An 18,849-nucleotide genomic window follows, 5' to 3' on the forward strand; every position below is an offset into this window, starting at 1 on the left:
GCGATTATATTCGGGCACAACGACGCAGATAGGGCAGCAGGGTTCGCATCAAATTGGCGCCTGTGGTCCCGTAAAAGACCGGCACCTCCGTCACTGGCATCGGCTGGGTGGCAGTGCGTTTGATCAAGGTTCCCAGCCCGGTCTCCTGAGGACTCAGCTGACGGATGCCAATGGCCAGGACGCGGCCCGGATATTGCCGTACCACCTGGGCGAAAGTGGAGGGGTCGCTCTGCCCGTCGTCGCCCATGAGCACGAAGCGCATCTTGGGAAAGTCGGCCATGAGCTGGCGGATGAACTCCATCTTGTGCTGCACGATGGAGGGTACGAAGGTCTTGGGCCTGGGATCCAGATCCCGCAGCAGCAAGGGGCCAGCCGGAAAGCCGTGGTCGCGGATGAAAGCGCGTATGGATCCCTCCACATTCCAGGGCGAGGCCGACAGGTAGAAGAAAGGCATCCGGGGGTCCAGATCGCGGATGCGGTTGTAAAGCACGGCCATGCCCGGCACCGAGGACCGGCGGTGCGGGTCTGACAGGAGCAGGTTCCAGGCAGCCTTCCAATGATTGGGCACCTGGCTGATCATGATGGTGTCGTCCACGTCGGATATGACGCCGACAGGAGTCTGACCGGGCACGATGTATAAAGGCGCGTCGACGGGCCGGCGGCCCCGCACCTGGTAGGAGACCCGGTGCACGCCCGGGGTCAGCCGATGCTCGGCCACCAGATCCAGGTAGCCCGATCGGTCGGAGAAGACGGCATCCGCACTCAGGCTGCGGCTTGAATCCACGGCATCGTAGACCGAGGAATCGCCCACCTGGACCTTTCCGATGGCCGTGCTGTCAATGGCCAGCCTGACCCTGGTCCTGGGCGCGGGTACGGTCAGCAGGCCGCGGATACCTCGAATGGCGGGATCTGCGCGTCTGCGGCCGTCGGTCAGAATGGTACGGCATATCAGCCGGGAGTATGACTCGGTACCGTAGCCCACATAGGGTTGGACGTCGGCCGACCAGCCCAGGCGCCCGGTCATATTGATGGACAACCCCACCCAGAGGTCGAAGGCTCCAGTAATCAGGCGACGCAACAGACGCACCGGAGCTGGTCTGCTCTCGATGTCCTCCCCGGGCGCGGCTGAATCGAAGGTGGTGCTGACCGATCGGACCCGCAAGGGCCCTCCATTGCGGCCGGATCGCCTGGTCATAGCTAAACCGTCAGTTCAGGCTCTTCAGCAGCTGACCGTACTCCTCGGCGCTCATCAAGTCGGGCTCATCGTCCTCCAGGTCGATCTTGGCTATCCAGCCTTCCCCATAGGGGTCGGAGTTGATGACCTCCGGATCGTCCGAGGCCGCCCTGTTGACGTAGGCGATAGTACCCGCCACTGGACAGACCACCGGCTCAACAGCCTTGGAGGACTCCAACTCAATGACCTCATCGCCGGCATCGACGTGTGTGCCGGTTTCGGGCAAGTCCAGAAAAACCAGGTCTCCCAGCTGGTCCGCCGCATACTCGGTCACGCCCATGGGCGCCGGGGATTGGCTGGGGTCGATCCAGACATGATCCTGGGAATACCGCAGGTGTTCGGGCACATCCAAACGGGAAGTCCCATCACTGTGTTCATCACTCATGGTTCCAGCCTACTCGGCCGTCTGCCGCAGCAAGTGCTCCTAGCGGGCCGAACCCGACGGAGCCTGTCCCACCACCTTGACCATGGTCCCGATCGGAGCGTTGTCAAAGACCCACTTGGCGTCCTGCTCATACATGTTGATGCAGCCGTGGGATCCGTATAGGGCAGGGTCGCCCTTGGCGATGCCGGTAGAGTTCCAATTGGCCGTGTGGAAGCCCTCATCGCCGTTGTAGTAGGAGACCCATGTGATATTGGGCAAGACGTAGCCATCCCCGCGCATGGTCTGAACCGGATAGCGCAGATAAATGAAGAAGGTGCCGGTGTCGGACCATCTCCCGTCAGCGGGTTTGCCTGAGCATATGGGGAAGGTCTTGACCTGGGTGGTGCCGTGGTAGGCGGTGGCGGTCTGGTCACTGAGGTTGACCTGAATCCACATGTCGCCGTCCGGCACGTCGTAGCGGGCCACACGGGTCTGCTCCTTGTGGGGTGTGATCTCGGCGCTCGCCTGTACCGGGTTTGTATCGCCCTGTTCCAATGCCTTGACAACCAAGTCTGCAGTGGCGGACACGTCCTTGACCCGTACACCGTCCACTCCCTTGGTGGTCTCGGCCACCACATCGCCCTTGGTGTTCTTGACATTGACGGCGGTGACCATATCCCTGTTCAGTTGCCGGGCCAGCTCCTGGTCCAGATACTGGTTGATGGCCTGCCGATCGAAGCCCAGCTCCATGGTCCCCTTGTCCAGATCGGTAACTGGCTTGACCCAGGTGGCCACGGTGGCAGCCGGGACCGTCATAAGGTCATTATCGGCACCCTTGATGACCAAATCCTTGGCCAGTCGTTGGTTGGCTTGAGATGCCACCTTATTGGCGGTGTCCAGACTGATGGGCATGGCCACGTCCTTGTATACCATCCCTACGGCCAGACGCCTGCCGGGCTTGTCCACCAAGGAGGAGACGGCATCCTGCACGCGGCCCAACTCAGGCGCCTTACCTCTACGACCCTCCTGGGCCCGGAAGGCGTGCGCACCTTGATCGAAAACGATGGTTGAGGGAGCGGAGCGGTCCTGGCGGGGGATGAAATGTTCAGTCAGATACTTGTCCATGGTCAGCTGATCCCGCTCGGCCACCAGCGGCACAGCCTCGCTGTGGAAAGGGTTCAGCCGGGAGAGGCCTGCGGAGCCCTTGGCATTCATGACCTTGGTGACCGTGGCATCCGAATCCACGCTTACGCCCAGGTCCTTCAGCCCTGCCCGGGCGGATGTGCCTTCACCCTTGATCTCCACCTGGGAGTCACGTACCTGTCGATCGACGATCTGCTTGACCTGGTCCTTGGTCCGGCCCATCATGACCTGCCCTCCCAGGGTGACGCCAGGGGCCACCCGATCGCGGAAGAAGGCACGGACGCCAAACCAGCAACCCACCAGAATCAGCACAGCCAAAAGCAACAGAGCCAGGATGGTACGTCCCCGATGACCGCTCGAAGGAGCCTTATGGCTGACACCTGCGCCGAAGGCCCGATCTGCTTCCTCGTCGGCAAAGAGGTCCACAGGATCAGGCCCGTTGCCCATCGTCGGCGGCATGGTCACTGTTTCAGCCTGGTCGACATCAGAGATACGGGACTCTTCTTGCTCCTCCATAGCCATAACACACCTTTCGCTGCTTACAGTCCTTGAAATATCTTACGGCAAGACCAGGTCCGGGGGTGCAACACCACCCCAATGAATCAGAGCTCGCTGCCGTACCACTGCTCAATCATGTACCTGGCCACACTGGCCGCCTGGGGTATGCGCAACCGGCCCGAGGCCAGAGCAGCCCCGAATTCCTCCCGTGTGAACCAGTTGGCCTCATCGGTCTCCTCACCGTCCACTCGGATATTCGTATTCAGGGATCTGGCTCTGAAAGCCACCATCAGCGATGAGGGGAAGGGCCAGGGCTGGGAGCCAAGGTACCGCATCTCCCCAAGGTTCAGGCCCACCTCTTCCATGGTCTCCCGTCGGACTGCATGCTCCAGATTCTCCCCAGCCTCAACGAATCCTGCAGTGACCGAGCGAAAGCCAGGAGCCCACTTCCGGTTGTGCTGGAGCAGAAGCCGATCACGACCGTCCACAACGGCCATGATCACTGCAGGCTCAATGCGGGGAAAGAGCGTGTGTTTGTCCCCTGATGCATTCCCTTGGCAAATCTGAGCCCATCCGGCCTGGCAAGGATGGACCGGTGCACCACATCGAGGGCAGAAGGCCTGGCGTTCATGCCATATGGACAGAGCGACCGCACAGGTTGCCAGGCCCACCTGACGCGGACGGCCATGTGGGGCATACTCACGCAGGGCAAGCCAGTCAAAGCGCTGATCCGCAGCCTGAGCCAGGTCACGAAGGGGGGCTTGGGCAGCCCGATGTGCACAGACAAGATTCAGATCCAGGGCCAACCATGCCTGTTGGTCGGCCTTCCCCAGGTAGTAGCAGGGCAGCTCGAACCGGTCCGTCAAGCCCGCCAAAGGACCTCGCAAATATGCAGCGGGCAGGGTGGCCAGACGGATGCTGGCCCCAGTTCGGCCGGCCAGAACCCCCTTGCCACTGGGCACAGCCACCCTGTCGCCCCGCACCAGGATGACCCCAGTGCCGTCCTGGTCCAGCAGGTGGTCAAGCAGCCCGGGCTGCTGCCGAGACGCCGTGTCATAATCCACATCCCCCTGAGCCAAGGGCAGGAAGGACAGGGGTCCAGTAAGTGCCAGCGGGGAGAAGACCGTCCCGGAATCGCTCATGACTGTCCCCCCACGCGACGAACCAGGTCCAGCAGGGCGGCGGCCACCTGATCCGGATGCTCGACGGCGCTGAAGTGGCCGCAGTCTTCGATGGCAGTGAAAGTGACATCGGTTCCAGCCTGACGCATGGTCTGAGCCAACGGCTCCATGGTGCTTGGGGAGCTGGAGGGATCGCAGCGGCCGCTGACCAGGGCCACGGGCACTCTGATGCGGCCGGCCAGATCGCTCTGATCCGGACGGCCTGCAGCCATCCGCTCCCGCCAGGCAATACCCCGGGGATCCTGGGACTGTATCCATTCGGTCATGGTCTGCACGAAGGCGGGCGAACACTTGACCGTGGAATCGCCTTCCTGGGGCCTGGCGAAATGCATGACCGGATCAAGCGTCCCCTCCACCTCACAGGTTCGGGCGATCCGCAGCCGGTTGGCACGGGAGGCCGGACGGTCAGCCATCATGGTGGTGTCACATAAGGCCAGCCCGGCCACCATCCGCGGATAAAGCCTGGCTACGGCCTCGACCAGATAGCCTCCCATGGAAAGTCCGACCCAGATGGCCTTCTGCGCTCCCGTGGCGGCAATCATGTCCACAAAGGCTTGAGCCATGGCATCCAATGCACCAGGAAGGGCGCCATCAGAATCTTCCGGACCACAGGAAGTCGGCCCAGGCAGAGGGCAATCGCCTGCTCCTGGCATATCTGGCGCATAGACCGGAAAGGGCTCTATACCCGCACGATCTGCCTGCGCAATCAGCGAGGCCGCGCACCGATCCCACATGCGGTGGTCCACAGGGAAAGCATGGACCAGGACCAGCGGCAGCCCCTTCCCATGACGATATACGGTATTGGCAATGGTCATGCCCGCCTCCAAGGATTCGCGATTCACAGTGCACCAGCCCATGTCAGGGCGCTCATCAGCACCTTGCCATGCCCGCCGGGCATCTGGCTCATGAAGGACTCCAGCATGTCCCCTTTGGGATCGATCCACTCCACATCCAGGGTCTCGTCCTGGGGCTTACAGTCCCCGGCCACCGGCACCAGATAGCACAGCGCGATGGCATGCTGGCGCGGATCGTAGTACTCCGAAACCCCTGGCGTGGGGAAAAACTCAGCCACGGTGAAGGGCTGGGGGCTGGCAGGCAGCATGGGCAAAGCCAGCTGTCCAAGATCCTTGGCGATGTTTCTGGCCAGAGCCTCTCTGATGGTCTCGTGATAGAGAATCCGTCCGGTTATCAGGGTGCGCTCGATATTGCCCTGATCATCCACGCGCAGAAGCGTACCCACCTGTGTGACTGCACTCATGTCATCCACACGAACCGGAACTACCTCCACATAGGGCATGGGCAGGCAGCGCCGAGCACGGTCGATGGAGTCACGATCCAGCCATCCGGGGGGATTCGAGCCCGAAAAACCCCGATTGAAGTCCTCTGGGGTGATATGTGAGAAGGCGCCACGGTCGCGATTGGCATCGAAGTCGTCATCATCGGGAATCTCGTCGTTCAGCACTGGCATGGCTCCATTATCCGCACCAGGCTTGACCGCCCACGGGACCCCGGCGGACATCTCCACCCAGAGCATATTCGTGCGCTTTCTCCAGCCTTGATGGAATGCTGATGATTGAAAGCGGTTGCTAAGCACGGGAGCTTCCCGCGCGACAGTCAAACGACTTCAAGGAGCGTTATCATGGCCACCACGACTATTACTTCGGAAAACTTCGAGCAAACCATCAAGGACAACGACCTGGTGCTGATTGACTTCTGGGCCACCTGGTGCGGACCCTGCAAGGCCTTCGGGCCTATCTTCGAGAAGGCTTCGCAGGCCAACTCCGACATCGTCTTCGGCAAGGTGGACATCGACCAGAACCAGGATCTGGCTGCAGCTGCCGACATCCAAGCGGTGCCCACGCTGATGATCACCAAGCAGGGCCAGATTATCTTCAAGCAGGCCGGTGCGCTCAGGTCTTCGGATCTGGACGACCTGATCGACCAGGCACGCAAGGCCGATCTGTCAACCCCGGCACAGGCCTGAGTCGGTCGAGTTGGCTCCACGGCCGATTTGCACTAAAGTAGTGATGTGTTTGTCCAGTGACCCTTTCGGTCTTACCGGAAGCATGAGGTCGATAGGAAGCGTTAAGTCGACTGATCACTGAGGATCTGTCGGTCCAACAGAGGAGAGTAATGGCGAACCACCGTAGAGGACGGATGAGTGCGGTCAAGGCTCTGACCAAGCGTCAGTGGCTGCGGTTGGCTGCCGGTGTCACTGTTCTCGGCATGGTCGTTGGCGCAGGCTTCGTCTCGCGCGACTTCTACACATCCACTGAAAACTCGGCCAAGTCAGGCGTGACATCCTATTCAGCCACTCAAGATGTAAACACGGTGTCCCGCGGCAGCACCAGGCAGGCCATCCGCAACGGTGCGGGCGGTGCTAACGCGAACACCTCCTATGTGAGTGTGCAGATCAACGGGAAGAACAAGGTAGTCCTGGGCACTGGCTTCACCGACGTCAAATCCGTGCTGGAGGCCGGGGACATCACTCTGCAGCCTGGAGACCAGATCACACCCTCTCTGACCACTCGTGTCGATGAGAAGACCGTCATCCGTATCGACCGGGCCGGCGCCCAGGTCAAAACGGACGAGTCGCCCATCCCCTTCAACACCATTGAAGAGAAGACCGACTCCCTCCCGGCGGGGACCACCAAGGTCAAAACGGAGGGACAGAACGGAGTCATGGAGACCACCAGCCTGGTCACCGCAGCCGGCAACAAGCATCTGACCAGCAACATCTTCGCCTCCTTCGTCAAGACGGTCCCCGTCGACAAGGTGGTCCTGGTGGGCACCGGCGGTGGCACCCCCGCACAGGCCGGCTCGACCACCACTACGGTCCCTGTGGGCGAAGCCCAAAGCATCGCCCACGGTCTGGTCACCTCCCGCGGCTGGGGAGAAGACCAGTTCACCTGCCTGGTGCAGCTGTGGAATAAGGAGTCCGGCTGGCGAACCAACGCATCCAACCCATCAGGCGCTTATGGCATTCCTCAGGCATTGCCCGGCAGCAAGATGGCCTCGGCCGGTCCCAACTGGCAGACCGATGCTCATACCCAGATTGTTTGGGGCCTGGGCTATATCCAGGGCCGTTATGGGACTCCCTGTGGTGCTTGGGCTCAATCCCAGGCATCCAACTGGTACTGATCCATTTTCCTACCACCTGAACCAGGAATCCCCGACAGACTTCTCATAGTCTGCCGGGGATTTTCTATATAGGGCAATCTATACAGGGCCACCAATCATCCCGTCATTTTGATTATCCGTTTTGGACTTGAGCGCAATGTTTGCTCACCACAAAATCAGCAGTATGGTAGACAACAACCAGGATTTATTAAACCAGAACCCTTGGTCGGCCATGCGACGCAGATCATTCGCTCCCTTGTCAAGATGCCTCCTATCAACCGGGTATCTTTTTGTCGTCTTCGGAGCAGAAACGGGACTGTCCTCGCACCAGCCGTTAGGCCCGCGCCGAGAAAACCGAGACACCATTTTGAAGCTCAATGTGACTTCGCAACCCATAAAAATGGCGCTATATCCCCCCCCCCTTAATCCATCCTGGCTCCCACCTTTTCAGGGGGGGGGGGAACGGGACGAGGGATATCAGCTTGCTTTATAACAGGATTGCCAGTTGAAGCCGCTCAACCAGATCACGGACCAGTAGGGCCTCGCCACTACACATGCGGCGAGGCCCTACTGCTTTGTTGTGTATTTTCTCTCAGTCTCCCCTAGCCAGCAGCTCGCCAAGACCGAATCCTGCACAACTTGGATAGACCTGGAATTCGAAAACCTTGTTCTAGAGGACAGCCTGAAGCACGAAGTCCAGGATGAAGAGGGCCGAGACCGCCCAGATGATGGGGTGGACCTCCTTGCCCTTGCGCTTGCAGACCATGGTCAGGCAGTAGGTAATGAAACCGGCGGCCACGCCATAGGAGATGGAGTAGGCAAAGCCCATGAAGATGGCCGTGAAGAAGGCCGGAATGGCCTCAGACAGTTCGCCCCACTCAATCTCGGCGAAGGAGCTCATCATCATGCAGCCCACAATGACCAGAACAGGTGCGGTGGCCGCCGATGGCACAGCCGAAATCAGCGGAGCGAAGACGGCGCTGAGTGCAAAGCAGGCGGCGATGACCACCGAGGTCAGTCCGGTTCGGCCACCGGCTGCGATGCCTGCTGCGGACTCTACGTATGTGGTGGTATTGGAGGTGCCGAAGAGAGCGCCGATGGAGGTTGCCGTCGCGTCGGCAAACAAGGCCTTGTCCATCTTGGAGCTGAAGCCACGCCCCGTCTCCAGAGCCTGCTCATCCTCGGCTGAGAAGATGCCTGAACGCCGGCCCGTGCCCACAAAGGTACCGATGGTGTCGAAGGTGTCCGAAAGGGAGAAGGCGAAGATGGTCACCAGAACCACTGGCAACTTGGCCGGGTCAGAGAAGAGAGCAGGGAAGCCCTCAGGACTGAAAATGGCCAGAAAGGTCTGCGGCAGCTGCGACCAGGCCTGGCCCAGATCGACCGACTTGGCCATGCTGGTGACCCCCATGGGAATGCCCAGCAGCGTGACCGCGATGATGGCGATGACAAAGGCGCCTTTGTTGATGAAGCCCAAATGACCCTTGAACTTGAAGATCAGGAGGAAGACGGTCAGCAACAAGCCAATGACGAAGAGGATGACTCCTGGTGTGTTGAAGGTGGTCAGTCCAGGGTTGGCACCTGCTGCCGAGGTCTTGTCGGGTGTGAACTTGATGATGCCCACATTGAGCAGACCCACATAGGCGATGAAGACTCCGATGCCGCCGCCGATGGCGTGCTGAAGCAGGGGCGGAATGGCCTGGATGATCATCTTGCGCAGCTTGGTTGCCGTGACCAGGATGTTGATCAGGCCGCACAGGAAGACCATGCACATGGTCTGCTGCCAGGTGAAGCCCAGCCCCTTGACCACGGTGAAGGTGAAGAAGGCGTCCAGCCCGACACCTGGCGCCACACCGTAGGGCACATTGGCCACCAGACCCATGATCAGGGTGCCGATGATGGCAGCGATCAGGGTGGCGAGAAAGACGGCACCCCAGGGCATGCCTGCCGTGGAGAGCACCGAGGGATTCACCACGATGATGTAGGCCATGGCGAAGAAGGTGGTGATGCCTGCTACCACTTCCGTAGAGACTGTGGTATTATTATCCGAAAGCCGAAATAGCTTATGCATATTCGATTCCTTATTGTCTTATTTGGCGATGAGACAAGGAAAGAATATCACGAGCACTCGGCTTTTTCTGTTACAAGCCCCCTGCTGCCAACCTTCTATCAGGCTCCAATACCACCTCAACACCTTCCGCTAACTTATAATCGGCATACCGGCACGGCCCTGAAGCCGTCCTCATTGACGGGGATGGGCTGACGGATGCACCGCTTTCAAGGAGGGGTATATGCCCAGGAACAATCATTGGGACCAGGACGATCAGAAGCAGTATCAGCATGTGCACGACAGCGAAGTCGATCGTGGACAGGATGAGCGCGTTGCCGAACGGATCGCAGCAGCCACGGTCAACAAGCAGCGCACCCGCGAGGGCCGCACCCTGCGTCAGGAGCAGGAGCGCCGCGACCAGGGCGAGAACGATAAGAAAACCAACAAGAAGGACTGAATCCTCAGAGGGCGCCCATCAGCAGATGCGCCAAGACCATGAGCACCGCACCGATCACCGCAGTCAGGGCCAGGGTGAATCCCGCCAGTCGGGCGTTGCCAAGGACCTTGTCAGTGAACATGGTGGCGAAAACCGCCGTCGGAGCCAGGCAACACAAGGCCACCGCCTGACGGATCAACGGTTCGAAGGGGAGCAGATACCATGCGGCCGTCGCGAACAGGATGCCGAAGGGCAGTCGCCAGGCCAGAATCTGCAATACGGACTTGACATCATCCCGTCCGCCAGGCAAGTCCATGAGCATGCCCACCATAAGCATGGAGCAGAAGGCGTTCGCCGCCGAGAATGGACGGGTGATCTGGGCTGACCAGCCTGGCAGCGAAATCCCGGCCAGCATGAAGACCACCATGACCATGTAGGTGTCGAAGGAGGGCGAGCTCAGGAAGCCCTTGGCTATTGAGATGGCTGCGGCCTTGCGATGGAGTTTGCGGGCATCAGGGTCATCCAGCTTGACCGGCTCGCCTGCATTGGGATCCAGGGACTGGCCAGGTCGAATATGAAGAAGCCCCTGGGTCATGACATTGGTCCCTGCAGCGACCATGACCGAGTTGCCGATGTCGAACATGGCGGCGGGCACCAGGGCCGCCGTGCCAAGCAGTGATTGAAGCATGGGGAAGCAGAAGCATCCGATGTTGAAACCCGAGCCGTTGAGCATAAGAAAAGCCCGCTGGGCTGTAGGACGGTGCCTGCTGGTCAGAAAGATGGCCAGGGGCGGAATCAGCGAGGCGATGAAAGCGAAGGCCGAGACCAGAAGCAGACTCGGATTGTGGGGGTTGGTGGCGAAGGAGTAGATGATGGCACCGGGCAGGACCAGATCGAACACAGCGGTCTGCAGCACCCGGTAGTCCAGCGGACGAAAGAGGCCAAAACGCTTGAACAGGTAACCCACCAGGATGATGCCCAAGAGGGTGGCCGGTTCCAGCAATACTCCCATGCCCTCGCTCCTTCCGTGGATGCCGGGACCATGATACCTGACGGGCGGGCGCGCGGACCGGTTCTGTCTCAGCCGAAGCGGCCGGAGATGTAGCGCTCGGTGTCCTGCTCGTGCGGATTGGAGAAGATGGTGGTGGTGTCATCCATCTCCACCAGGTGGCCGGGCTGACCCACGGCTTTGAGGTTGAAGAAGGCTGTATAGTCCGAGACCCTGGCAGCCTGCTGCATGTTATGGGTGACGATGACGATGGTGTAGTCCCTTTTGAGCTCGTTGATCAGATCCTCCACAGCCAGGGTGGAGATGGGATCCAGAGCCGAGCAGGGTTCGTCCATGAGCAGGACCTGCGGGTGCACGGCCACGGCACGGGCAATGCAGAGCCGTTGCTGCTGACCGCCTGAGAGCCCGATGCCCGGCTTGTCCAAGCGATCTTTGACCTCGTTCCAAAGATTGGCCCCGCGCAGGGCCCACTCCACCAAATCGTCCGCGTCGGACTTGGCGATGTGCTTCTTGTTGAGCCGTATGCCGGCCAGGACGTTCTCCCGGATGGACATGGTCGGGAAGGGATTGGCCCTCTGGAAAACCATGCCCACGTCCCTGCGCACCTCGACCGGATCCACATCCGGCCCGTAGAGGTCGCGGCCTTCCAGCAGCACCTGCCCGCTCACATGCGCACCCGGGGTGATCTCGTGCATGCGGTCCAAGGTGCGCAGGACCGTGGACTTGCCGCAGCCGGAGGGACCGATGAAGGCGGTGACCTTGTTGGCCTGGATGCGCATGTTCACGTCCTGGACGGCCAGGAAATCGCCGTAGTAGACGTTCAGATGGTTGATGTCTATGCGTTGGCCCATGTTCCGGCCTCCGTTTCTCTCATGGCGGCGCTCAACGCGTCCGCCCAACAGCAAAGATGCGCGAGACCAGCCGCCCCAGCAGGTTGAGCAGCAGGACGATAAGGATAAGCACCAAGGCCGCAGCCCAGGCCCGCTGCATGTGGATGTCGGTCAGGCATCCCGGGTCAGCGCCCGGCCCGCAGACGGCCAGTCCCTGGGAATACTCGTTGTAGACGAAGACCGGCAGGGTGGTCATCCTCCCGGAGAAGAGGTTGGGGTTGGCAGTGGCGATGAAGCCCGAGGCTATCAGCAGAGGCGCCGTCTCCCCGATGACCCGTGCCACAGCCAGGATGGTGCCCGAGACGATGCCAGGCAGGGCAGTGCGCAGAACGATACTGGTGATAGTCCGCTGCTTGGTCACCCCCAGGGCATAGGCCGCCTCTCGCAGGTCGTTGGGAACCACGGCCAACATATCCTCGGAGGTCTTGACCACCGTGGGCAGCATGAGCAGGGATAGGGCCACCGAACCGGCCAGGCCGTTGACAGTGCCCGGTCCGACCACCATGGCGAACATGGAGAAGGCGAAGAGACCAGCCACGATGGAGGGAATCCCGCTCATCACGTCCACCATGAGACCGATGGCCTTAGCCAGGCGGCCTCCATGGGCGTATTCGACCAGATAAACCGCGCACATGACACCCACCGGAATGGATATGACCATGGACCCAAAGGTGATCTCCAGGGTGCCGATTACCGCATGCAGGATGCCGCCGTAGCCTCCGGACGGCGTGGGGTTGCCGCCCACCACCCCGCTCATGTTGTGGGTGAGGAAGTCAGGCGTCAGCCGTCGCACCCCCTTGGACAGGCTGACCCAGAGCACCGAGACCAGCGGGATCAGGGCGACCAGGAAGGAGAGCCCGATCAGGACGGTCATCAGCCGGTCCTTGCGCTTGCGTGCCCGGATGGAGGACCTGGTTGGTCTGAAGCGGTCAAAATCGATGACCGGCCCGCGATCAGTTCGGCTTGCCATCATGCACCCGCCTTTGCTGTGATCCTGCGCGCCAGATAGTTGACGATGAAGGTGATGATGAAGAGGACCAGACCGGTGGCCACCAGGAGGGCCACGCCCTGGGAGTCCGCCTCGGGGAACTGGGCAGCGATGTTGGCGGCGATGGTCTGGCTTTTTGAAGCCTGCAGCAGCCGCAGGGAGTAGCTGAAGCCTGGCGAGAGGATCATCAGCACCGCCATGGTCTCGCCCAGGGCGCGCCCCAGCCCCAGCATGGAGGCCGAAATGATGCCCGAGCGGCCGAAGGGCAGGACCGCAAGCCGGATCATCTCCCACTTGGTGGCGCCCAGGGCCAAGGCGGCCTCCTGCTGCAGTCGAGGGGCCTGGATCAGGATGTCACGGGTGACCGAGGTGATGATGGGCAGGATCATGACCGCCAACACCAGGGCCACCGTGGCCACGGACCGGGCCGGGGCAGCAACGGGTCCGGAAAAGAGGGGAATCCATCCCAAATGGACAGACAGCCAGCGCCAGAAACCAGTGATATTGGGAACCAGGACCAGAGCCCCCCAGAGCCCGTAGATCACTGAGGGCACAGCGGCCAGCAGGTCGATCACCGTGCTGAGCAGCGTGGACAGGCGGGTGGGGGCGTAGTAACCGATGAAGAGAGCAATGCCCAGCGAGACGGGGAAGGCCAAGAGCAAGGCCAGGCCGGCAATCAGAATGGTGCCGAAAACTAGCGGGCCCACATAGCCCAGGAAGCTGCTCGCCCGTCCACCGCTCAGGGAAATTATGGCCTGAGTGCGGGAATCAGGGTCTCCGGTGAAGGCTGGAAAAGCGCGCAGAATCAGAAAGAGGGTGACCGCAGCCAGGGCCAGTAGGATCAGGACGCCCGCCCCTGTAGCGCAGGCCTTGAAGATCCGATCCACCCGCTTGGCCTTGTTCAGGGTTGCGGTCTCGTCCGGCTTGTCGCTCATGACTTCCCCCCGATGGTCTCTACCGAGGCCATGGCCTGGCTGCGCAGCCCCTGCCCCAGCTCGGCGCTGCCCGCATTGGCCGCGGCCATGCGCTGACCCTGCTCGCTCAGCAGATAGGTTAGCCAGGCCTTGGCGAACTGGGCCTTGGATCCGTCCCGATCATCTCGATAGACAGCACATACCACGTCGTAGGAGACCAGAACGATGGGATAGGTGTGCTCCTGGGTGGTGCGGTGGTTCACGGTCAGGACCACCCTGCCAGGCTGACTGGCCTGAGGATCCCGCTGGGCCGCATCCAGCAGGTTGGCCACGGTCTTGGCTGTAGGCGGCTGCCAGGTCTTCCCCACCTGGACGGCCACGGTGCCTAAACCGGTGGTCTGGGCCGCGTCAGCATAGCCAAAGGTACCCTGTGCCTGGTTCATGGTCATGACCACTCCGGCAGTGCCCTTGGCGCCCTGCCCCAGGTCGTTGGGCCAATTCTCACCCGCTGGGTAAGGCCAGGCGGACCCGGCCGTGTCGTGCAGGTAGGACAGGAAGCTTTTCGTGGTGCCCGACTTGTCCGAACGATGAATCACGGTGATGTCCAAGTCGGGCAAATTGGCCTCCGGATTGAGCGCTACGATGCGCGGATCACGCCAGTTGGTGACCTTTCCGGAGAAGATCATGGCAATCAGAGCCGGGTCCATCCGCAGATGGGCATCTGAACCCTTGGGCCACAAATCAGGCAGATTGTATGCCACAGCTATCGGGGTGGCGTAAACGGGTAGGTCAAAGGCCGTGCCGGAACCGCAAACCTTACGCGAGCGCTCAAGCTGATCGCTGGTCAGCGGCGCATCGGTGCCAGCCCAGATGGTTGAACCTGACAGGAAGGCGTTGACCCCAGCACCGGAACCGGCCGGATCGTAAGAAATGCGCGCCCCCGGATGCTGCTTGCGGAAGCCGGCTATCCAGGCCTCGTCAGCGCTCTGCTGGGAGGATGCGCCAGATCCGGCAAACTCGCCCTGGAAGAGGGCTTGATCTGCCATATTGCCTGTTCCGCTGCCTTCGACGGGGACATTGTCGCCGCAGGCCGCCAGGGAAATCATCATTGCCAAGGACATGAGGAGGGCCGGGAATCTGCCACGACCATGATCATGTGCGTGCATGCTACCTACCTTGACCGCCGTTGCATTTCGAACGTCCGTCCTCATCAGCCCGTGTTGGACCCTTCCGTATTCACATTACCGAAGCTCGCCTCACACAGCATACTGGAAACGCTGACCGCCGGACAAGGTCGCCACATCCGCGTCAGCCATGTGGAAAAACCCAATCTCAATCCACAGCCGGGTATATTATAAGGTCATTGTCAGACGCTTAGCTCTCTTGTTCTTTTCTTAGTGTCACCGGTATCGGTATGCCCTGATTTGCTTTCTAGGACGGCACCGCAGGGAGCGGTATGCGCAGTGAGGACCAAACCGAAGGAAGTGGTGGTGCATGAGGAAGCAGGAGCTCGCCAAGCAAGGGCGGACCCTCAGCAAGGATGGAGCCTTCGTCAATGGAAGGCTCACCCATGAGGCCTTCCTTTCGCTGGCCATCCTGACCGTCATCACCTTCCTGGGCAACTTCACCCAGCTGCAGCTGGCTTCGGCCCTGCCCACCATTGTGGACGAGTTCCACATCACCCTGACCACCGGCCAGTGGCTGACCTCGGTATTCCAGCTGGTCATGGGCGTCATGGTGCCGTTGACCGGTTTTCTGACCAAGCGCTTCTCCACCAGGCAGATCGTCATTACCTCCATGGCCGTCTTCACCCTGGGGTCGCTGCTGAGCTGGCAGTCGCAGACCTTCGCCCTGGTCCTGCTGGGCCGTATCCTTGAGGCCATAGGCACGGGAACCATGTGGCCCGTTCTGCAAATCACCGTCTTCTCCATCTACCCGCTGGCCAAGCGCGGCATGGCCATGGGCACCGTGGGCCTGGCCATGAGCGTGGCTCCGGCCATCGGCCCCACCTTGGGCGGCTGGCAGACGGACGCCAACGGCTGGCGCTCCATCTTCCTGACGCTGAGCATCTGCGGAGCTGTGGCTCTGCTCCTGTCCATCTTCGGCCTGCGCAACTTCGGCCAGCGCGATACCAGCGTCAAGGCGGACTTCTTCTCGGTGGCCCTGTCCATCTTCGGATTCGGTGGCCTTATGTTCGGCTTCACCAACATCGAGAACTTCCCCATCACTTCCCTCATGACCTGGCCCTTCATGCTGGTCGGCCTAATCGGGATCATCTGGTTCGTGCTTCGCCAGCTCCACCACGACAAGCCCCTGCTGGATCTGCATGTGCTGCGGATCAAGAACTTCACCGTGGGCACCATCATCGCATCCATGTCCTTCTTCGCCTTCAGCTCGGTCACCGTCATCCTGCCCATGTATATCCAGACGGATCGCGGCTTCTCGGCCACCATGAGCGGTCTGGTCATGCTTCCAGGGGCCATCGGCACCGCTATCGCCCAGTTCTTCGGCGGCCGGCTGCTGGACCGCTGGGGTGCACGACCCGTGGCCATGACCGGTTGCTCGGTCCTGCTGCTGGGCACCATCGCCATGAGCATGATCAGCGCCAATACCTGGATCGGCCTGGTCTCCATCTGCCAGTTCATCCGTCAGATCGGCATGGGCTTCACCCTGATGCCCTTGACCACCTGGTCCCTGAACAACCTGGCTCCCAAGGATGTTTCTGCGGGTTCGGCCGTCACCAACACGGCCCGGCAGATCGCCGGCGCTGTTGGAGCCCCCATCCTGGTCATCCTCATGGAGACCATCACCACCCTGCGCCACAATGCTCTGGGCGGCGGCCACTCCACCCAGATCGCATCCAACATCTTCGGCGTGCAGTGGGCCCTGCGCATTTCAGCACTGATCTGCCTGGGCATGGTCCTGCTGGTCTACTTCGGCGTTCGTGGAAACGGTGCTGGCTCCGGCCGTCAGATGACCCGCATGCTCCTGCGCCACATGCACATCATCCACACCGAAGCCCCTGCCGTCACAGCCTCCACCGCCGACACCAAAACCCAGGACTGATTACAGGACAGTCTTCCTCCGGCACCTGCTGGATCTGGGCAGATCCATCGCAAGCTGCAAGATAGACAGCCTGGTAATACAAAATGTCAATTGAAAATGCCAGTTGTCAGTCAGCCTTCCACAGGCCAGGCTCAGCGATCCTGCGGGAGAGGCTGGCCTGGGCAGGTATGCAGAACGGCCAGCATGGCCTGCTTTTCCGAGCTGGTGACGCTCAGTGAATACTTGTCCTTGACCGCTATCTGACGTGCCACATAGGAGCACTGATATCCCTTGTTCTCGGGCAGCCAGTAGTCGGCCGAGGCACTCCCCTTGGCCTGGTTGGCCGGACCGTCCACGGCAAGCAGATTATAGGGATCGTTGCCAAAACGGTAACGACGGGCCGTGTCCCACTTGCTGGCTCCTGATCGCCAGGCATTCTCCAGGGCGACCACGTGGTCAATCTGCACGGCCGAACTGGTCTTCGGTCCTCTGACGAATTCGATGGTCCGCCCGGTATAGGGATCCTGTAGACGACCGCTGGCCACCTTGCACCCTCCGGGAGTAGTGGTACGCAGGTCAGTCAGGTCACGGGTCAGCACATCCTCGCGCACATTGCAGCCGTTGCCGTCCTCATCGGTCTCCTTGAAGCCGAAGGCCTCACGCCGATACTGGCGGCCTGGGCGGGCGTGATCGTCCACTATCAGGCCCTGCAGGGTCTGGGCCGCATCGCCGGTTGCCGTATATCGGCCGGTCAGCCGTCCGACCCCGCCATTGACCCTTGGCAATATCAGGCCGATGGTGATGCCCAGGACCACAGCCACTACCAGAAGGATCAGCACCCGTTCCGTGAGCGATTCGCGACGGAAGCGGGCCGGGGCGGGATTCCTCCATGCCGAACCATACCGGCTGCGGCCTCGATACCGATATCTTCTGCGTCTCGGACCGGTCATCTACCGCCGATACCTCCTATCTAGACTGCATGCATGAATCATCCATAATAGCGGTCAGGCGTAGGCGTAGGTCATCGGGTCGTGTCCTGCACGCACCGGGGAGTCCATGGCATCGATGGCGGCGTGCTCTTCCGAGGTCAGGCTGAAGCCGAACAGGTCCAGGTTCTCCGCCTGTCTTTCCCGGTGGACAGACTTGGGAATGATGATGGTCCCGTTTTCGATATGCCAGCGCAGTACCACCTGAGCCGGCGTGACCCCGTGGGCCTGTGCGATTTTCTCCAGCCTTCCGCCTCCTGCTGTCAGGTCTGCGCCGCGCGCCAATGGCGAGTAGGCCTGGACGGCGATGCCGTGCTCCTTGCAGAAGGCCGTCACTGTGCGCTGCTGCCAGCTGGGGTGCAGCTCAATCTGATCCACCGCTGGGTACTCCCCGGTCTCTCGATGCAACCGTTCCAGATGCTCTGGGAGGAAGTTGCAGACCCCCAGGGTCCGCACCCGCCCTTCATCGCGCAACCGATGGAAAGCGCGCCAAACCTGATCAGCCCGCCAATCGAACGGTGTTGGCCAGTGGATCATGTACATATCGACATAGTCAGTGCCCAGCAGGGCCAGCTGGCGGTCGAAGGCCTGCAGAGCGCTGTCATAGCCCTGTTCGGAGTCACGCAACTTGGTGGTCAGCCACAGGTTGGCACGCTCAGGACCACTCTGGCAACCGAAGGCCTTGAGGCCACGGCCCACGCCTCCTTCGTTGCGGTAGCCCGCTGCCGTATCGATGTGACGATACCCCAGTTCCAAGGCAGATTGCACTACTCCAGCGGTTTGATCATCGTCGATTCTGAGCACGCCCAGGCCTACCTGCGGAATGCGATTGCCGTCAGACAATAAGATGTCAGGAACTGCTGTCATGGTCCAAACCTTCCCAGACGCGGCCCAGCAGTCTACCGGGCCATGCTCGATCCATTCTAGAGCCGGGCAAAAGCCCGGTTACAACAGAACAGACCCTGTGGTCAAACCTGTCCGCACATGCACA

General features: G+C 61.0%; 18 protein-coding genes. 4 read left to right on the forward strand and 14 right to left on the reverse strand.

Annotated elements, in window-relative coordinates; translation table 11 throughout:
- Nucleotides 1-4: 4 nt before the first annotated feature.
- The 6 genes from CI603_RS00075 to CI603_RS00100 form a co-directional block, all read right to left on the reverse strand.
- Nucleotides 5-1,195 carry an App1 family protein gene (locus tag CI603_RS00075; RefSeq protein WP_121912548.1) on the reverse strand — a complete coding sequence of 397 codons (1,191 nt, stop codon included), beginning with the start codon at nucleotides 1,193-1,195 and terminating at the stop codon, nucleotides 5-7.
- Between the two features lie 10 nt (nucleotides 1,196-1,205).
- Complete coding sequence (gcvH, locus tag CI603_RS00080) at nucleotides 1,206-1,619, reverse strand: glycine cleavage system protein GcvH (protein WP_045935082.1); 414 nt, start codon at nucleotides 1,617-1,619, stop codon at nucleotides 1,206-1,208.
- Between the two features lie 39 nt (nucleotides 1,620-1,658).
- Nucleotides 1,659-3,257, reverse strand: a complete 1,599-nt coding sequence (locus CI603_RS00085; protein ID WP_183122164.1) for a L,D-transpeptidase — start codon at nucleotides 3,255-3,257, stop codon at nucleotides 1,659-1,661.
- An 86-nt stretch (nucleotides 3,258-3,343) separates the two neighbouring features.
- Complete coding sequence (gene nudC / locus CI603_RS00090) at nucleotides 3,344-4,381, reverse strand: NAD(+) diphosphatase (RefSeq protein WP_121912550.1); 1,038 nt, start codon at nucleotides 4,379-4,381, stop codon at nucleotides 3,344-3,346.
- Entirely contained in the window at nucleotides 4,378-5,235 is an 858-nt protein-coding gene (locus tag CI603_RS00095; RefSeq protein ID WP_183122165.1) for an alpha/beta fold hydrolase, read from the reverse strand. Before CI603_RS00095 ends, nudC begins: the two co-directional genes overlap by 4 nt.
- Before the next feature lie 23 nt (nucleotides 5,236-5,258).
- Entirely contained in the window at nucleotides 5,259-5,888 is a 630-nt protein-coding gene (locus tag CI603_RS00100) for an NUDIX hydrolase family protein (protein ID WP_121912630.1), read from the reverse strand.
- A 171-nt stretch (nucleotides 5,889-6,059) separates the two neighbouring features.
- Here CI603_RS00100 and trxA point away from each other — a divergent pair, with 171 nt between their 5' ends.
- Together trxA and CI603_RS00110 are read left to right on the forward strand one after the other, a co-directional pair.
- Nucleotides 6,060-6,404: a thioredoxin gene (gene trxA / locus CI603_RS00105; protein WP_110412466.1), complete on the forward strand. Its 345-nt coding sequence runs from the start codon at nucleotides 6,060-6,062 to the stop codon at nucleotides 6,402-6,404.
- A gap of 149 nt (nucleotides 6,405-6,553) precedes the next feature.
- Nucleotides 6,554-7,561: a G5 domain-containing protein gene (locus CI603_RS00110; RefSeq protein ID WP_121912552.1), complete on the forward strand. Its 1,008-nt coding sequence runs from the start codon at nucleotides 6,554-6,556 to the stop codon at nucleotides 7,559-7,561.
- A 649-nt stretch (nucleotides 7,562-8,210) separates the two neighbouring features.
- On the opposite strand, the gene CI603_RS00115 is transcribed toward CI603_RS00110, so the two are convergent.
- Nucleotides 8,211-9,611: an NCS2 family permease gene (locus CI603_RS00115; protein ID WP_046322514.1), complete on the reverse strand. Its 1,401-nt coding sequence runs from the start codon at nucleotides 9,609-9,611 to the stop codon at nucleotides 8,211-8,213.
- A 220-nt stretch (nucleotides 9,612-9,831) separates the two neighbouring features.
- Between CI603_RS00115 and CI603_RS00120 the strand changes: the two genes are divergently transcribed.
- Entirely contained in the window at nucleotides 9,832-10,047 is a 216-nt protein-coding gene (locus CI603_RS00120; protein ID WP_121912553.1) for a hypothetical protein, read from the forward strand.
- Nucleotides 10,048-10,051: 4 nt separating this feature from the next.
- Here the strand turns inward: CI603_RS00120 and CI603_RS00125 are convergent, their stop codons facing one another.
- From CI603_RS00125 to CI603_RS00145, 5 genes are all read right to left on the reverse strand, one after another.
- Complete coding sequence (locus tag CI603_RS00125) at nucleotides 10,052-11,038, reverse strand: AEC family transporter (protein ID WP_121912554.1); 987 nt, start codon at nucleotides 11,036-11,038, stop codon at nucleotides 10,052-10,054.
- Between the two features lie 68 nt (nucleotides 11,039-11,106).
- Nucleotides 11,107-11,886, reverse strand: coding sequence for a phosphate ABC transporter ATP-binding protein PstB (pstB, locus tag CI603_RS00130; protein ID WP_015021411.1), 780 nt, complete (start codon nucleotides 11,884-11,886; stop codon nucleotides 11,107-11,109).
- Nucleotides 11,887-11,917: 31 nt separating this feature from the next.
- Nucleotides 11,918-12,898: a phosphate ABC transporter permease PstA gene (gene pstA / locus CI603_RS00135; RefSeq protein WP_121912555.1), complete on the reverse strand. Its 981-nt coding sequence runs from the start codon at nucleotides 12,896-12,898 to the stop codon at nucleotides 11,918-11,920.
- Nucleotides 12,895-13,848: a phosphate ABC transporter permease subunit PstC gene (gene pstC, locus CI603_RS00140; protein ID WP_121912556.1), complete on the reverse strand. Its 954-nt coding sequence runs from the start codon at nucleotides 13,846-13,848 to the stop codon at nucleotides 12,895-12,897. Before pstC ends, pstA begins: the two co-directional genes overlap by 4 nt.
- On the reverse strand, nucleotides 13,845-14,993 hold the full coding sequence (locus CI603_RS00145; RefSeq protein WP_121912557.1) for a phosphate ABC transporter substrate-binding protein PstS: 1,149 nt from the start codon (nucleotides 14,991-14,993) through the stop codon (nucleotides 13,845-13,847). The genes pstC and CI603_RS00145 overlap by 4 nt, the downstream gene beginning before the upstream one ends.
- Nucleotides 14,994-15,321: 328 nt before the next feature.
- On the opposite strand from CI603_RS00145, the gene CI603_RS00150 reads away from it, so the two are divergent.
- Nucleotides 15,322-16,893, forward strand: a complete 1,572-nt coding sequence (locus tag CI603_RS00150) for an MDR family MFS transporter (protein WP_121912558.1) — start codon at nucleotides 15,322-15,324, stop codon at nucleotides 16,891-16,893.
- 131 nt (nucleotides 16,894-17,024) lie between these two features.
- Here the strand turns inward: CI603_RS00150 and CI603_RS00155 are convergent, their stop codons facing one another.
- Together CI603_RS00155 and CI603_RS00160 are read right to left on the reverse strand one after the other, a co-directional pair.
- A complete protein-coding gene (locus tag CI603_RS00155) occupies nucleotides 17,025-17,822 on the reverse strand; it encodes an HNH endonuclease family protein (RefSeq protein WP_259465421.1) in 798 nt (265 codons plus the stop codon).
- A 54-nt stretch (nucleotides 17,823-17,876) separates the two neighbouring features.
- Nucleotides 17,877-18,725 (reverse strand): aldo/keto reductase, encoded by an 849-nt coding sequence (locus tag CI603_RS00160; protein WP_121912560.1) that lies wholly within the window; start codon nucleotides 18,723-18,725, stop codon nucleotides 17,877-17,879.
- Between the last annotated feature and the right edge of the window lie 124 nt (nucleotides 18,726-18,849).

The organism is Bifidobacterium sp. wkB338 (assembly GCF_003688325.1).
Classification (GTDB): Bacteria; Actinomycetota; Actinomycetes; order Actinomycetales; family Bifidobacteriaceae; genus Bombiscardovia; species Bombiscardovia polysaccharolytica.

Excerpts from the sequence above, each read along its gene's own strand:
- CI603_RS00100 (WP_121912630.1), bottom strand. The coding sequence starts at position 5,888 with ATGCCAGTGCTGAACGACGAGATTCCCGATGATGACGACTTCGATGCC.
- CI603_RS00095 (WP_183122165.1), bottom strand. The coding sequence starts at position 5,235 with ATGACCATTGCCAATACCGTATATCGTCATGGGAAGGGGCTGCCGCTG.
- CI603_RS00155 (WP_259465421.1), bottom strand. The coding sequence starts at position 17,822 with ATGACCGGTCCGAGACGCAGAAGATATCGGTATCGAGGCCGCAGCCGG.
- pstB (WP_015021411.1), bottom strand. The coding sequence starts at position 11,886 with ATGGGCCAACGCATAGACATCAACCATCTGAACGTCTACTACGGCGAT.
- gcvH (WP_045935082.1), bottom strand. The coding sequence starts at position 1,619 with ATGAGTGATGAACACAGTGATGGGACTTCCCGTTTGGATGTGCCCGAA.
- pstC (WP_121912556.1), bottom strand. The coding sequence starts at position 13,848 with ATGAGCGACAAGCCGGACGAGACCGCAACCCTGAACAAGGCCAAGCGG.
- CI603_RS00125 (WP_121912554.1), bottom strand. The coding sequence starts at position 11,038 with ATGGGAGTATTGCTGGAACCGGCCACCCTCTTGGGCATCATCCTGGTG.
- nudC (WP_121912550.1), bottom strand. The coding sequence starts at position 4,381 with ATGAGCGATTCCGGGACGGTCTTCTCCCCGCTGGCACTTACTGGACCC.
- pstA (WP_121912555.1), bottom strand. The coding sequence starts at position 12,898 with ATGATGGCAAGCCGAACTGATCGCGGGCCGGTCATCGATTTTGACCGC.
- trxA (WP_110412466.1), top strand. The coding sequence starts at position 6,060 with ATGGCCACCACGACTATTACTTCGGAAAACTTCGAGCAAACCATCAAG.
- CI603_RS00120 (WP_121912553.1), top strand. The coding sequence starts at position 9,832 with ATGCCCAGGAACAATCATTGGGACCAGGACGATCAGAAGCAGTATCAG.
- CI603_RS00150 (WP_121912558.1), top strand. The coding sequence starts at position 15,322 with ATGAGGAAGCAGGAGCTCGCCAAGCAAGGGCGGACCCTCAGCAAGGAT.
- CI603_RS00110 (WP_121912552.1), top strand. The coding sequence starts at position 6,554 with ATGGCGAACCACCGTAGAGGACGGATGAGTGCGGTCAAGGCTCTGACC.
- CI603_RS00085 (WP_183122164.1), bottom strand. The coding sequence starts at position 3,257 with ATGGAGGAGCAAGAAGAGTCCCGTATCTCTGATGTCGACCAGGCTGAA.
- CI603_RS00115 (WP_046322514.1), bottom strand. The coding sequence starts at position 9,611 with ATGCATAAGCTATTTCGGCTTTCGGATAATAATACCACAGTCTCTACG.
- CI603_RS00160 (WP_121912560.1), bottom strand. The coding sequence starts at position 18,725 with ATGACAGCAGTTCCTGACATCTTATTGTCTGACGGCAATCGCATTCCG.
- CI603_RS00075 (WP_121912548.1), bottom strand. The coding sequence starts at position 1,195 with ATGACCAGGCGATCCGGCCGCAATGGAGGGCCCTTGCGGGTCCGATCG.
- CI603_RS00145 (WP_121912557.1), bottom strand. The coding sequence starts at position 14,993 with ATGCACGCACATGATCATGGTCGTGGCAGATTCCCGGCCCTCCTCATG.